The organism is Halomonas sp. DP1Y21-3 (genome assembly GCF_019801245.1).
GTDB lineage: Bacteria > Pseudomonadota > Gammaproteobacteria > Pseudomonadales > Halomonadaceae > Halomonas > Halomonas litopenaei.
This window is the reverse complement of the sequence record NZ_JAHVJM010000009.1, coordinates 11,367-26,141: the sequence shown is the minus strand read 5'-3', so window position 1 is coordinate 26,141 and position 14,775 is coordinate 11,367. Positions and strand designations below refer to the sequence as shown.

The 14,775-nt window shown below is 64.4% G+C and carries 7 protein-coding genes; 4 read left to right on the top strand and 3 right to left on the bottom strand.

What is annotated here, in order from left to right; genetic code table 11:
- Positions 1-90 precede the first annotated feature (90 nt).
- Positions 91-924, bottom strand: a complete 834-nt coding sequence (locus KUV74_RS20335; protein WP_045994921.1) for a pyruvate, water dikinase regulatory protein — start codon at positions 922-924, stop codon at positions 91-93.
- Positions 925-1,341: 417 nt separating this feature from the next.
- Here KUV74_RS20335 and ppsA point away from each other — a divergent pair, with 417 nt between their 5' ends.
- The 3 genes from ppsA to ggt all read left to right on the top strand — a co-directional run bounded on the left by ppsA (position 1,342) and on the right by ggt (position 6,407).
- Entirely contained in the window at positions 1,342-3,714 is a 2,373-nt protein-coding gene (gene ppsA / locus KUV74_RS20330) for a phosphoenolpyruvate synthase (RefSeq protein ID WP_222517229.1), read from the top strand.
- Between the two features lie 172 nt (positions 3,715-3,886).
- Positions 3,887-4,426 (top strand): hypothetical protein, encoded by a 540-nt coding sequence (locus KUV74_RS20325; RefSeq protein ID WP_222517228.1) that lies wholly within the window; start codon positions 3,887-3,889, stop codon positions 4,424-4,426.
- A 142-nt stretch (positions 4,427-4,568) separates the two neighbouring features.
- Positions 4,569-6,407 carry a gamma-glutamyltransferase gene (gene ggt / locus KUV74_RS20320; protein WP_222517227.1) on the top strand — a complete coding sequence of 613 codons (1,839 nt, stop codon included), beginning with the start codon at positions 4,569-4,571 and terminating at the stop codon, positions 6,405-6,407.
- Between the two features lie 70 nt (positions 6,408-6,477).
- On the opposite strand, the gene KUV74_RS20315 is transcribed toward ggt, so the two are convergent.
- Both KUV74_RS20315 and rraA read right to left on the bottom strand, forming a co-directional pair.
- On the bottom strand, positions 6,478-8,352 hold the full coding sequence (locus KUV74_RS20315) for a glycerophosphodiester phosphodiesterase family protein (RefSeq protein WP_222517226.1): 1,875 nt from the start codon (positions 8,350-8,352) through the stop codon (positions 6,478-6,480).
- Positions 8,353-8,493: 141 nt separating this feature from the next.
- Complete coding sequence (gene rraA / locus KUV74_RS20310) at positions 8,494-8,979, bottom strand: ribonuclease E activity regulator RraA (protein WP_045994927.1); 486 nt, start codon at positions 8,977-8,979, stop codon at positions 8,494-8,496.
- 708 nt (positions 8,980-9,687) lie between these two features.
- On the opposite strand from rraA, the gene KUV74_RS20305 reads away from it, so the two are divergent.
- Entirely contained in the window at positions 9,688-14,643 is a 4,956-nt protein-coding gene (locus KUV74_RS20305) for an Ig-like domain-containing protein (protein WP_222517225.1), read from the top strand.
- Positions 14,644-14,775: the final 132 nt, after the last annotated feature.

Genomic DNA, 14,775 nt, shown 5'->3' with positions numbered 1-14,775 from the left:
TGTGATGCAGCCGAGCAGGGCAGCGACTCGACCGGGAGATGGCGGAAAGGAGGCACCTTCCCGCCATGGACCGGCGGACGCAGGCGGGTGTCAGCGCGGTGAGAAGCGGCGGTTGATGCCGGTCTCGGCGATCATGCGGGTGGAGATTTCTTCCACCGAGAAGCGGGTGGCATCGATAAAGGGGATATGCAGCTGGCGGAACATGGATTCGGCCTGGGCGACCTCCTGCATGCACTGGTCCATGCTGCTGTAACGGCTGTTGGGGCGACGTTCGTGGCGGATGGCGGCAAGCCGGCGCGGGTCGATGGTCAGGCCGAACAGCTTGTGGCGCTGCTTGGCCAGTACCGGCGGCAACTTCAGGGTGCCGCTGTCGTCCTGGTCGTCTTCGGTCAGCGGGTAGTTGGCCGCGCGCACCCCGAACTGCAGCGCCAGGTACAGTGAGGTCGGCGTCTTGCCGCAGCGTGACACCCCGACCAGGATGACATCCGCCTGGTCGTACTGGTGGGTACGGGCGCCGTCGTCGTTGTCGAGGGCGAAGTGTACCGAGTGGATGCGGTCCATATAGACATCGTCGCTGGAGATGGCGTGGGTACGCCCGACGCTGTAGGAGGAGTGGGTGTCCAGCTCGCGCTCCAGCGGCTCGAGGAAGGTGGAGAATATGTCGACCTTGAAGCCCGGTGCCTGGCGAATCACCGCGCGGATCTTCTCGTCGACGATGGTGTCGATGATGATCGGCTGCACGCCGTCGCGCACGGCGGTGGCCTCGATGATGCTGACCAGCGAGCGCGCCTTCTCGATGGTGTCGATGTAGGGCTTGGTCAGCTTGCGGATGTCGACGTTCTCGAACTGGGCCAGCAGGCTGCGGCCCAGGCTCTCGGCGGTGATGCCGGTGCCGTCGGAAATGAAGAAGGCGGTTCGGGTCATGACGATTCCCTTGAAGACAGTGATGGCATTGTCCGTTTACCGCTGCGGTGAGACAAGTTGTCGCTGTTCCAAAGTAAACCTAAGGCGGCACAGGCGTGCCCGACTACAAGATAGGCTGGCTTTCGATCAGCCTCTGAAAAAAGTCCTGGCGGCGGGGCCGAGCCAAGCATTCGCGCGCCTTTCAGATACTTTGACGCCAGCATCCGACGTCATGATTTGCGCGCCCTGGCGGAGACCTCGATAGCGGCGTCAGGGCGCTGACTACAGGAATCGTCGATTTCCCCCGGGTGTTGTAAAAATCCTCCAGTGACTTCGCTCTTAGACCAATGGCGAATATGGCGAGGCGCTGATAGAGTCGCCAGCATCCAGTCATGACGGCGCGTCACGGACGAGGTCGTCGACATCCAAGGGGGTCACGTGGACAAGTACATTCTGTGGTTTGATCAGCTGGGCATGAACGACGTCGAGCGAGTCGGGGGCAAGAATGCTTCCCTGGGCGAGATGATTTCCAACCTGTCCGGCGCCGGCGTCACGGTGCCTGGCGGTTTCGCCACCACCGCCGAGGCCTATCGCGAGTTCCTCTCCCACGAGGGGCTCAACGATCGAATCAACCAGGAGCTTGCGCGTCTCGACGTCGATGACGTCAATGCCCTTGCCGAGGCCGGCAGCAAGATTCGCCAGTGGGTCATCGATACCCCGCTGCCGCCGGCCTTCGAGGCCGCCCTGCGTGAAGCCTACGAGCTGATGCTCGGCAAGCATCCCAACCTCAAGGTGGCGGTGCGCAGCTCCGCTACCGCCGAGGATCTTCCCGACGCGTCCTTCGCCGGACAGCAGGAAACCTTCCTCAATATCGAAGGCTACGACAACATCAAGCGGGCGGTGCACGAGGTGTTCGCGTCCTTGTTCAACGACCGCGCGATTTCCTACCGGGTGCACCGTGGCTATGCCCACGAGAACGTGGCGCTGTCCGCCGGCGTGCAGAAGATGGTGCGCTCCGAGACCGGGGCCAGCGGCGTGATGTTTACCCTGGACACCGAGTCCGGCTTCCGTGATGCGGTATTCGTGACCTCGTCATGGGGTCTTGGCGAGACCGTGGTGCAGGGCGCGGTGAACCCTGATGAGTTCTACGTCCACAAGACCACCCTGGCGGCAGGCCGCCCGGCGGTGCTGCGGCGTAACCTCGGCTCCAAGCTGATCAAGATGGTCTACACCGGTGATGCCAGCGCCGGCAAGTCGGTGGAGACCGTGGATGTGCCGCTGTCCGATCGTGGCCGTTTCAGCATCAACGACGAACAGGTGATGGCGCTGGCGCGTCAGGCGATGACCATCGAAGAGCACTACGGCCGTCCCATGGACATCGAGTGGGCACTGGACGGTGACGATCAACAGCTCTACATCGTTCAGGCGCGTCCCGAGACCGTGGTGTCCCAGCAGGAGGGCGGCTCGCTGGAGCGCTTCCAGCTCAAGGAGAAGGGGCGCACCCTGGTCACCGGTCGCGCCATCGGTCAGCGCATCGGTCGTGGTGCGGTCAAGGTCATCCTGAGCCCGGACGAGATGGACAAGGTCAACGCCGGGGACGTGCTGGTCACCGACATGACCGACCCGGACTGGGAACCGATCATGAAGCGCGCTTCTGCCATCGTCACCAACCGTGGCGGGCGCACCTGTCACGCGGCGATCATCGCCCGCGAACTGGGTATCCCGGCGGTGGTGGGCTGTGGTGACGCCACCGACGTGCTGTGCGATGGCCGTGAAGTCACCGTGTCCTGCGCCGAGGGCGATGCCGGCCACGTCTACGATGGTCTGCTGGAGTTCGACCGCAACGTCACCAGCGTCGATGCCATGCCGGACATCCCGTTCAAGATCATGATGAACGTGGGCAACCCGGATCGCGCCTTCAGCTTCTCCACCCTGCCCAACGCCGGTGTCGGCCTGGCGCGTCTGGAGTTCATCATCAACCGCATGATCGGCGTTCACCCCAAGGCGCTGCTGGAATACGACACCCTGCCCAGCGAACTGCAGCAGACCATCGATCTGCGTATCGCCGGCTACGACGATCCGGTCAGCTTCTACGTCGACAAGCTGGTGGAGGGTATCTCGACCCTGGCGGCGGCGTTCTATCCGGAGCGGGTCATCGTGCGAATGTCGGACTTCAAGTCCAACGAGTACGAGAACCTGATCGGCGGCAAGCTCTACGAGCCCGGTGAAGAGAACCCGATGCTCGGTTTCCGCGGCGCCTCGCGCTACATCTCCGAGAACTTCCGGCCGTGCTTCGAGCTTGAGTGTCGCGCGATGAAGCGGGTGCGCGACGAGATGGGCCTCGACAACGTCGAGCTGATGATTCCCTTCGTGCGTACCACCGAAGAAGCCAGTGAAGTGGTCGACCTGCTGGCGGCCAATGGCCTCAAGCGCGGCGACAACGGGCTCAAGGTCATCATGATGTGCGAGCTGCCGGCCAACGCCCTGCTGGCCGATGAGTTCCTCGAGTACTTCGACGGCTTCTCCATTGGCTCCAACGATCTGACCCAGTTGACCCTCGGTCTCGATCGCGACTCCGGTATCGTTGCGCACCTGTTCGATGAGCGGAACCCGGCGGTCAAGAAGCTGCTGGCCATGGCGATCCAGGCCTGCAAGGCCAAGGGCAAGTACGTCGGGATCTGCGGCCAGGGGCCGTCTGACCATCCGGAACTGGCCAAGTGGCTGATGGAACAGGGCATTGACTCGGTGTCACTGAACCCGGACGCGGTGCTGGAAACCTGGTTCATGCTGGCCGGCGAGACCATCGGCTGAGCATCACCATGCTGTGAGACGGCGACGCGATCGCCCGCCTGTCGACGCCGCGGACCTTCCGCGGCGTCGTTGCGTTGTGCGGGTGTGCGAAACTCGCTCAATCGCCTCGAGGGGCTCCCCAAGTGCCCGCTAACTTGGCACCATGGGAAGCTTTTCTTTTCAGGATCTTGTGATGGCGTATCTGTTGGTCATGGGCAGCGTGCTGCTGTCCATCGGGGTGTGCCTGGGTTGGGCCTGCTGGTCGCTGGGGCGCTGGACTCTCGGGCGGCTGCTGCCTGGGGGGCGTCAGTCATCGGGCACGGCAACACCAAAGGCGAAGCCAGGACCCAGGGGCCGCAGTCGCAGCGATGCCTCGACCAAGGCCGCGAACAAGGCCCAGGTCAAGTCAGAACCCAGGCAGGAACCCAGGGCCTCACGGGGCAAGGCTGCTCCGGCAAAGGCGGTCAAGAACAAGGAGCCTACGCCTCCCTGGGCATTGACTCGGGGCCTGTCACGCTTTGGCTCGGCGCTGCCGCTGGGCCTGCTGGTGGCGTTGATATACGGTGTGGTACGCCTGGCCGAGAAGGGCATGGCGGCCAGGGCCGAAAGCACCCCTGAGGGTTATCACCAGTTGGTGTCGGTGCTCGGTGTGACCGCCGTGGCGCTGCTGGCGCTGGCACTGGTCTCGCGGTTCTGCCGCTGGCGTGTCGATCGCTACGAGCGCCGGCAATGAGTCAGCGCTGCTCGTCGGCGGTAAAGGATGCCGGTGAAACACGCACATGACAGCGAGCCTGCGTGCCGTCTCGACGCTCAGGGCCTATGCTGAATCAAGCAATAAAGACTCTCCCGTATTACTCATCACAAAAGGAGCGGTGATGACATCGCGTACTTCGCCACGGTTGGCGCGTCTGGCGTCTTCCATCGTTTGCGGCAATCTGCTGCTGGCCGGCCTGCTGACGACACCGGCACTTGCCCAGGAGGGGTTTGAATACGCTCGTCCGGACATCTCGCCGGAATCGAGTTCCGGCTATCAGGAGAAGCCCGGCTGGTCGACCTCGTCCTTTGCGGTGGCGGCCGCGAACCCTCTGGCCACCGACGCCGGCTATCAGGTGATCAAGGCCGGAGGCTCGGCCATCGATGCCGCCATCGCGGTGCAGATGGTGCTGACGCTGGTGGAACCCCAGTCCAGCGGCATCGGCGGTGGTTCCTTTCTGATGCTGTTCGACGGGGAAGATGTCCACGCCTTCGATGGCCGTGAAAAGGCCCCGTTGGGCGCCGACGAGTCCCTGTTTCTGAATGCCGACGGCGATCCGATCGACTTCATGACCGCGGTCGAGAGCGGGCGTTCGGTGGGGGTGCCCGGTACCTTGAGGATGCTGGAGCTGGCGCACGACGAATACGGCGAGCTGCCGTGGAAGTCACTGTTTGCGCCGGCCATCACTCTGGCCACGGAGGGTTTCGAGATCAGCCCGCGTCTGCATCAGAGCCTGGTGTCGACGCCAAGCCTTGCCGAGGACGAGATCGCCGGGGCCTACTTCTTCGATGACCAGGGCGAGCCGCTTGAGGTGGGAGCGACCCTGCGCAATCCCGCCCTGGCGGCGATTCTGACGAAGGTGGCCGAGGAGGGCAGCTCTGCGTTGCACACCGGCGAGTTTGCCGAGGATCTGGTGTCCCGGGTGCGGAATCACCCGGAGCTGCCCGGTACCCTGAGTCTCGAGGACATGGCGGGTTACGCAGCACTCGAGCGTGAGCCGCTGTGCACCCCCTGGCGTGACTGGGAGGTCTGCGGTTTCCCGCCACCCTCATCGGGACACCTGACCGTGATGCAGATACTCGGCATGATGGAGGCGTTGCCGGAGATCGAGACCGCCATCCACGAGGGTGTGCCCACGGTGGATTGGCTGCATCCGTTTCTCGAGGCCTCGCGTCTGGCCTTTGCCGATCGCGGCCGCTATATCGGTGACAGCGATTTCGTCGAACCCCCCGGCGGTGACTGGAACACGCTGCTGGCACCGGACTATCTGGCCAAGCGCGCCGAGCTGATCAAGCAGCAGAGCATGGGAAGCGGCGAGGCGCGCCCCGGCAACCCCGGTTCGCTGGAGACCGCCTACGCCTCTCAGCCCCAGCAGCCCGAGCACGGCACCAGCCATATTAGCATCGTCGACCCCCGGGGTCAGGCGGTCGCCATGACCTCGAGCATCGAGCAGGCGTTTGGTTCGCGCATCATGGCCAATGGTGGCGGCGAGCTTGATGGCGGCTATCTGCTCAACAATGAGTTGACCGACTTTTCCTTCACCCCGACAGATGAGCAGGGCACACCGATCGCCAACCGGGTGCAGCCCGGCAAGCGGCCGCGTTCGAGCATGAGTCCGACGCTGGTGTTCGAGCGTGAGAGCGGCGAGCTGGTAGCGAGTCTCGGGTCTCCCGGAGGCGCGGCGATCATCCACTACACCGCCCAGACACTGGATGCCATGCTTACGCGTGGTGTGGACGCCCAGCAGGCGCTCGATCTGCCCCATGCGATCACCACCGGTGGCACCGTCTATCTGGAGCAGGGCCGCTTCCCCGAGGCCACGCTGCGCGATCTGCGGGGGCTTGGCCACGAGGTCGAGACCCGCGAGTTGACCAGCGGTCTGCAGGCGCTGAAGGTCACCGAAGACGGCTTCTATGGGGGTGCCGACCCCCGCCGTGAAGGCGTGGTCATGGGCGACTGAGACGCGCCATTCGCTCCACGGACTGATGTTGCCCCCGCTCCCGGCTACCGCCGGGGCGGGGGTTCTTCGTTCAGTCGTCGGCCAGCCAGTGGCGCAGCTTGGTCAGCAGTAGCTCGGCGTCGCTCATCCTGCGTCGTTCGCGCAGCAGCGCGCTGAGTCTTTCGGGGCGGTCGGTGATGATGCCGTCCACGCCCATGTCGATAAGTCTGGCCATGCGGCCAGGATCGTTGACCGTCCAGGCGTAGAGCGGCGTCTGGTTGAGGTGGGCGCGTCGCAGTTGATCATCGTCGATCTGGCTGTTGCGCAGGCCGAGCCCGTCGAAGCGACGCTGCGGCAGGCTGCCGGGCAGGGCCCACTCTGCCAGCAGCAGTGTCCTGGCGCGAGGTTCCTGGGCGTCGATCAGATGGATCTGACGGTACGACAAGGACGCAAGCCAAGTGGTCTCGAATAGTCTGGGATCGCCACAGATCATGCGCGCCAGGCGGTCTTCTGCCTGGTCTCGGCAGTGCAGGCGCCAGCGGCGTTCGGCGTCGAGCTCTGCCACGACCGCCTCGATCAGCGCTTGTTCCTGGCCACGGCTCGGCTTGAGCTCGATGATCAGGTCGGCGCGGCCACGCACCGCAGCCAAAGCCTGGTCGAGCCTGGCCAGGCGTTCGCCGGCGAAGGCATGACCGAAGCCTGATCCGACATCCAGCGTTGCCAACTCCTGCCAGTTCAGGTCGGTGACCCGCCGCGGGTCTCCCGCAAGACGCTGTAGCGTGGCATCGTGGCTCAGCACCACGCTGCCGTCGGCACTCAGGCGCACATCGATCTCGATCTGATCGGCGCCGTCTTCCAGGGCCTGACGGATAGCCGACAGGCTGTTCTCCGGCGCTACTTCCGAACTACCTCGGTGGGCGATCACCTCGACCTCGTCATTGAGCTCCTGTCGCTCCACCATCAGCCACGCCTGGGAGACGGCGAATACCAGGATGCCGACCTCCACCGCCCAGGCCAGCCGCCCCGGGTGGGCGTCAGCCGGTGGGGGGGCGGGGCGCGGCAGTCGATGGGCGCGGCGCAGGTACAGGCAGGTCGCCAGCAGGGCGTTGAGCACGATCACCGCGAAGGCGACACTGAGCGTCAGCAGGGTTGCGGCGGTGACCACCAGCAGCATGGTCGTGATCACCACCGCGCCGATCTCGGGCAGTGTCGACAAGAGGGGGGCGACCCAGGCGCTGAAGGCGATCGACACCGCCGATGGCAGCACCAGCAGTACCGCCAGCATCGAAAAGATGACCCGAGCAAGTCCCCCCTGGCGGTGCCGGGTCAACTGGTAGCTTCGGCGCATCGCTGCGACAGGCGAGAGACCCTCCAGTACCACGCAGGGCAGCGCCAGCCACCATCGGATGTAGAGTCGCGCCGCCAGCGCGGCCCAGAGTCCGACCAGCGGAAGCAGGGTCGAGGCGTAGAGCCAGAAGGCCGGTGGGCGCACCCGCCGCACATAGTAGGGATCCAGGTGACCGAGCAGGGAATCGTGGACCAGGCTGGCACAGGCGGCGACGAGGGTCAGGGCCAGCAGGTGAATCGACACCTGCAGGCTGGCGAGGCCCAACAGCCTGGGAAGACGATGCAGGCTCTGCCACAGGGCGATCAAGGCCTGGCGCGCGTGGGAGCCCTGGCGCTCCACCGCCACCAGCATCATCCCGGCCTGCTGCAGGTAAAGCAGCGTCAGCAGGATGACGGCAAAGGCGAGGATCCAGCTGAAGCCGAGCGGCGACAGCAGCAGTTCGACCGCATCCACCGTGGTGACCAGGGGGCGGCCAACCCGCGATAGCCAGCCGGCCAGCAGCCAGCCCATGGCCGGCAGCAATGCAGCCGAGGCGAACAGCGTGAACAGTAGATGGTAGGCCAGCAGAGGACGCAGGTGGTCATGCAGGCTGGTGTAGACATCCCTGGCAAGCGTCATGAGTCTAAAGTGTGCCGTTGGACGTGGGTAGCAGGAGCAGGGGGCGCTGCGCGCCGAGGACCCACCGAGTGGGCGATGGCGTCAGTGGTGGGGGTCACAGGACCCCCGACGGTCGGTGGACCAAGGAAGAGCGATGGCCCGTCAATCGAGTTCGAGGCGGGACTCGGCGACCAGAATGCCGTTGTTGTCGGCGTAGACCCATTGGCCCGGTGCGAAGTCGACACCGGCGAAGGCGACGGGAACATCACGCTGGCCTTCGCCGCGCTTCTCGCTCTTGCGTGGGTGGGCGCCGAGGGCCTGGATGCCCAGATCGGTCTCCGCCAGGATGTCCACGTCGCGCACGCAGCCATACATGATCACCCCGGCCCAGCCATTGCCGGCCGCCTGTTCCGCGAGCATGTCGCCGAGCATGGCGCAGCGGGTTGACCCGCCTGCGTCCACCACCAGCACTGCGCCGTCTCCTGGTTCGGCGACCGCCTGCTTGACCAGCGAGTTGTCTTCGAAGCACTTGACCGTTTTCACCGGGCCGAAGAAGGCCTCCTGGCCCCCGTAGTTGACGAAGATCGGGTCGCACACCGCCACCTCTGGGTAGGCGTCGCAGATATCGGGCGTGACAATCTGGGTCATTGGAGCGTCTCCGTGGCTAGTCCTGGCATGATGCCACAGGTGTCGATGTTATCCAGCCCCCGGGGGATGACGGGCTGAGGAGGTCGAGCGTGGGAATGGATTTCGGTGATCTCTGATAAATTGTGCGCGAGTCGTCAAATCGGTCGTTGAAAAGTGGCGTCGTTTCACCGGCTTGTCCACGTTCAGCCCAGAGATGTGATCGATGCCTTGGCGAAACGCCCTGGCAATCCGCCTGATCTTTTTCCACTGAAGGTACGATGATTTGCCTGGCACCCGAGTGCGAGTGCATGTCGTTGGCCTCCGTTCGCTGTTGGTGAGTTGCTCTCATGATTCCGGCATCAGACCGGCGCTGATCTTTCGTGGTGCTGGCGAATCGATAGCGGGCCGGGCCGAGGGTCGGTCGTGCAAGGCCGGTACTATGCAGCGCTGCAAGCCACGGGGGAAGCCGGAGACGCCAGCGCGATAGCGGTGTGGCCAGGCTCGCCCCTCGAATCCAAAGATCCGTTGCGGATAAGGGGATCTTGAGGCCATTGCCGATTTCCGCATAAGCCATCGGCGATGACCAAGTTCGGCCGTCGCAATGCCAGCCGTCCGCATATCTTTGGCCAGGTGAAAGGCGTCACTCGGCCAAGCTCCAGTCGTGCGTTGATCGTGCACGCCGCGGACCCGGCGTCTTTCCTTCTTGGCATCGACACAGGGGATGGCGTCATGGCGAACCAGAGCAGTGATTTCAGGGTGGATGAGGCGGGGCTGGATGACGGCACCCGGGCGGGATCCGTTGCGACCTCGGTAGGGGGCGTCTATGAGCGGCCGCCCGGAGGACAGATCGAGGGCTTTGTCGTCAACGGTGTCGACCTGACCGGTGGCGGCAGCCTCAGCGGTGACTTTGGCACCCTGACGGTGGCGGTGGACGCCCAGGGCAACTATCGCTGGGACTACCAGTTGACCGACAACTCTGACGATCACCGTTCCCAGGGGCGCGGCGACGAGGGCATCAACGATCCGTTCAAGGTGGAAGTGAACGGCGGAAGCCAAGGGGTGCAGACCGACAATCTGCGGATTTTCGTCAAGGATGACGTGCCCGATGCCACCGCCACGGCACCGAGTTCGGTGGCCGAAGGGGAGGTGGCGCGCGGTACCTGGTCGGTCAATGCTGGCGCCGATGGTCTGCGTGAAATGCGCGTCTACGTGTCGGAGGAGATCGGCTTCTACCGTCTGGACACACCCATCGAGTTGTCGGTGGGCACCCTGATCGTGAACTCCGACGGTAGCTGGGAGTTCGAGGCCAGGGACGGGCTCGACCAGACCACCCATCCGGAGCTCGAGTTCACCCTCAGGCCCATCGATAACGATGGGGACCGCGGACGGGCGAAGGTCACGGTAGAGATCACCGACGCCAATGTCCCCACGACGCCAACGAGCGATGATGACCCCTACACCCGGTCTCCCTCGGTGGTGGTCGACGAGGACGGCCTGGCTGGGGGCAACCCCGGAGGCCCTGAGGACGTGGCCGGTGAGGCCACCAGCGCCAGCGCGCGGCTTGGCTATGACTTTGGTGCCGATGGACCTGCCGCCAGCGGGGCCTTCTACTGGACCACGGACGGCCTGCCGACCAATCTGCAGAGCCAGGGCAGCGCCGTCGTCTACGAGGTGTCGGCCGACGGCCTCAGCCTGACCGGCCGTGACGAGGTGAGCGGCGAAGCCGTGTTCACGGTGGTGCGCGCAGATGACTCGGATCTGGTAACGGTGTCCCTGCTGCGCCCGCTGGATCACTTCGCCACCGGCACCGAGGACGACATCGATCTGTCTTTCGGCTACGTGGTGAAGGATGCCGATGGCAGCGAGGCCAAGGGCTATCTGGCGGTCACCGTCGACGACGACACCCCAGTGGTCGTCGACGACTATTCCAGCGCCGGGTCCGGCGAGTCGGTGAACGCGGATGTGCTGGCCAATGACAGCCCGGGCGCAGATCTGGGGCACCTGGTCAGTGCCGAAGTGGTATCGGGCCAGGGGCAGGTGGTGATCAATGACGACCAGACGCTGACCTTCACCCCCGCTGATGATTTCAGCGGCACCGCCCGCATCAAGTACAAGGTGCTGGACTGCGACGGAGACCCGATGGTCGGCCACTGGACCGTCAAGGTCGAGGACACCGATGGCAAGCCGGTGACCAGTGATGTGCATCGCATCGTGCTCGATGAGGATGGATTGCCAGGGGGTAATGCCGGCGGCAATGGCGACGTGGTCGGTGAGCCGATCAGCGCCGTGAGGGACCTCCAGATTGACTTTGGTGCCGATGGACCGGCGGCGGGAGGCGGCTTCGCCTGGAGTGCGGACATCGCGCTGACCGCAGGCCCCCAGAGCCCTACCGACGACAATCCTCGCAGTGATCTCGATGGCCTCACCTCCCAGGGTAGCGAGGTGAGCTTTGAGGTGGTCGATGGGGGGCGCGGCCTGATCGGCCGCAACGAGGCCGGCGAGAGTGTCATTACGGTGAGTCTGGAAGACGGCTCGGACGTGGCTCGCGCCGTTCTGCATCGGCCCATCGATCATCTGCGGCCGTTCAGCGAGGACAATATCTTCCTTGGTCTGTCCTACACGGTCACCGACGCCGACGGTGACACCGCTCAGGGGCAGCTCGAGCTGCTCATCGATGACGACACCGCAGAGACCGAGGATGACAGCTCGGTATCCGACAATGGTGCTGCGGTGACCCTGGACGTGCTGGCCAATGATGCCGTCGGCGCCGATGGTGGCCGCGTGACAGCCGCCAATGTGGTGGGAGACAGCGAGGTTACCGGCTCGGTAGTGCTCAACCAGGATGGCACCCTGACCTTTACCCCCGACCCCGGCCAGAGTGGTGTGGCCACCGTGCGTTACACCCTGACCGACGGCGATGGCGACCCTCGCTTTGCCGAGTGGACGATCATCGTGGACGCCGACGGTACCCCGACGACGCCGAGTGGTGATGACGTGCCCGTGGCAGTGGTCGATGAGGATGGCCTGGCGGGAGGTATCGCGGGGGGTATCGACGATGTCGCGGGTGAAGCGACTCAGGTGGCCGGAGTACTTGGCTACGATGCCGGCACGGATGGCGCCGGCGACTTCCGCTGGTTGGCCCCGAGTCCGAGTGGGCTGACCTCCGGGGGCATGCCGGTCATGTTCTCGGTCAGCGGCGATGGTCGCCAGCTGGTGGGCAGCGCAGGCGGCAGTGTCGTCTTGACGGCGGTACTGACCAATCTGCTCACGGGTGCCTATCAGGTCACCCTGGCCGGTCCGCTGGACCACAGCGACCCTGGCTCCGAGGATGACATTGATCTGACCCTGAACTACGTCGTCAGCGATAGTGACGGCGACGAAGCCCAGGGCAGCTTGAATGTCGTGGTCGACGACGATTCGCCGCTGGCGGCGGACGACGCGGCAAGCGCGAGCGGCGGCGCGCCGGTGGTCATCGAGGTGCTCGACAATGATCAAGCGGGTGCTGATGGGGCAAGCGTGACGGCGGCTGCGGTGCGTGGAGGAGACAGCGTCGGTACGGTAAGCGTGAACACCGACGGATCGCTGACCTTCGTCCCCAACCCGACCTTTGGCGGGCAGGCGGTGATCGATTACACCCTGACCGACAACGATGGGGATAGCGCCGAGGCCGAAGCGACGGTCAGCGTCGAAGGTCCTGCGGACGAACTGGTGGTGGGGGACAACGACGACGATAACGAAGCGACAGGGGCCGGTGGCGACGTGCTGATCGGTGATCGAGGTGGCCTGGAGGCGGTGCTGACGCCGGCCACCAACTACAACATTTCGCTGATTGTCGATACCACCGGCAGCATGGTGGTGCCGTCGGGGACGCCAGGCCTGAGTCGACTCGAGCTGGTTCAGGCGGCGCTCAAGAACCTGTTGACCGACCTGGTGGCCCATGACGGCCAGATCAATCTGCAGATCGTCGATTTCGCCACCAATGCCGTCGATCATATCGTCATCGACCTCAGCAGCGCTGACGATATCGCCAATGTGGTGAGCTTCATCGACGGTTTCAGGGCGGAGGGCGGCACCAATCTGGAAGCCGGCATTCGCACTGCATCTGGGTGGCTGGCGGCGCAGGACGCCGATCCCCAATTCGCCGATTTCGAGGACCTGAGCTTCATCCTGACCGATGGTGGGCCCACACACTACACGGATGATGCCGGACGCACGGTGAGCGCCACAGCGATCGACGCCACCGCCATCAAGGAGGCCGCCGACGCCTATACCGAGCTGGCCGCGCTCAGTAGCGTGCGAGCGGTCGGCATCGGTGACGCGACCAGGGAAGATGTTCTCGAGTTTTTCGACAATACGGATGTGTCGGGCACCGGGGCGCTGTCTTACCAGGGCACCGTGGTCGATGGTGTCAGGCTTGCCAATTTCACGCGCGGTTCGACGGACGCGCTGAGGGTAGAGACCTGGACCAAGGTCTCCGACGCCAACACGGTGGCGGCCCAGTTCGGGGGCAAGTTGCGGATCAGGGACAACGCCAATGACGACCAGGCGGCGGAAGTGGTCAGTACCTCTTTCTTCGTCGATGACGATCCCGATGACCAGCTGTACACCTCGCTGCTGTTTCGCTACAGCACCAGTGTGTTCAGTCAGTCGAACGATTCGATGGGTTATGTGGTCGAGGTGCGGGAAGGTGGCCAATGGCAGGAGTACGCCAGCAGTTCACTGACCTACGCCCCGAACTGGACGACGGTCGATACCGGCTTTCTCGAGACGGGGGAGTATCGTCTCCGGTTCCTGGTCGACAGCGGCAACCGCACCAACGACAGTCTCGATATCGATCAGATCCGACTGGAGCAGCGCCTGCTCGACGATGGAGACATTCTCGAGACCGGGCAGGTGGAGGTGGTCAATACCGCCGAAGAACTGGAAGCGGCCCTGTTTGGCGGAGGCAGCCAGGCCGAGTTGGCCGCGCTGGGCGATGATGTCCTGGCAGGCAACGAGGGAGACGATGTCCTGTTCGGCGATACCGTCAACAGCGATGGACTGTCCTGGGTGGATGGCGACAGTGGCGAGAGTTTCCAGGCGGGAGAACACGATGGCTTGGGTTATCTCGGCCTTGTCGAGTTCCTGAGGTGGGGCGTGAATGGTGGGGCGGAGCCGACGGATCAGCAGATCATCGACTACGTCAGGGACAACGTCGAGACCCTGGCTATCGCGGATCGGTCTGACGGTGGCAACGACAGCCTGTCCGGCGGTGCCGGTGATGACACCCTGATCGGTGGCGGCGGCGGCGACCTGCTGGTCGGCGGTGCCGATGATGATCTGTTGGTCGGTGGTGCCGGGGCCGATGTCTTCGCCTGGGAGTTTGGTGACGCGGGCAGCACAACGGCACCGGCGCAGGATACCGTGGCCGACTTCACCGTCGGTGAGTATGGCGTTGAGGCCGAGGCCGACCGGCTCGATCTTACCGATCTTCTTCAGGGCGCCGACGAGGACAATCTGGCGGACTACCTTCAGGCCAGTCAGGACGGGGACGATACCCTGTTGTCCATCAGCAGCGAAGGCAACCTGGCGGCTGGAGGTGCCAACGCCGATCAGGTCGTTGTGCTTCAGGGCGTGCAGATGGGCGCAGACGGTGACGCCTTCATGCAGAACCTGCTCGACGATGGTCAGTTGAGGGTCGAGTAAAGCAGGCGAGTAAAGCAGGCCAGGGAAGGTGGGGTGGGCGGTCAGCCGCCCACCCAGTGACACGGCCTTTGCTGATAAGGCATGAAAAAGCGCCCCGGGGAGTTGAACGCAACTCGCTCCCCGGGGCGCTTC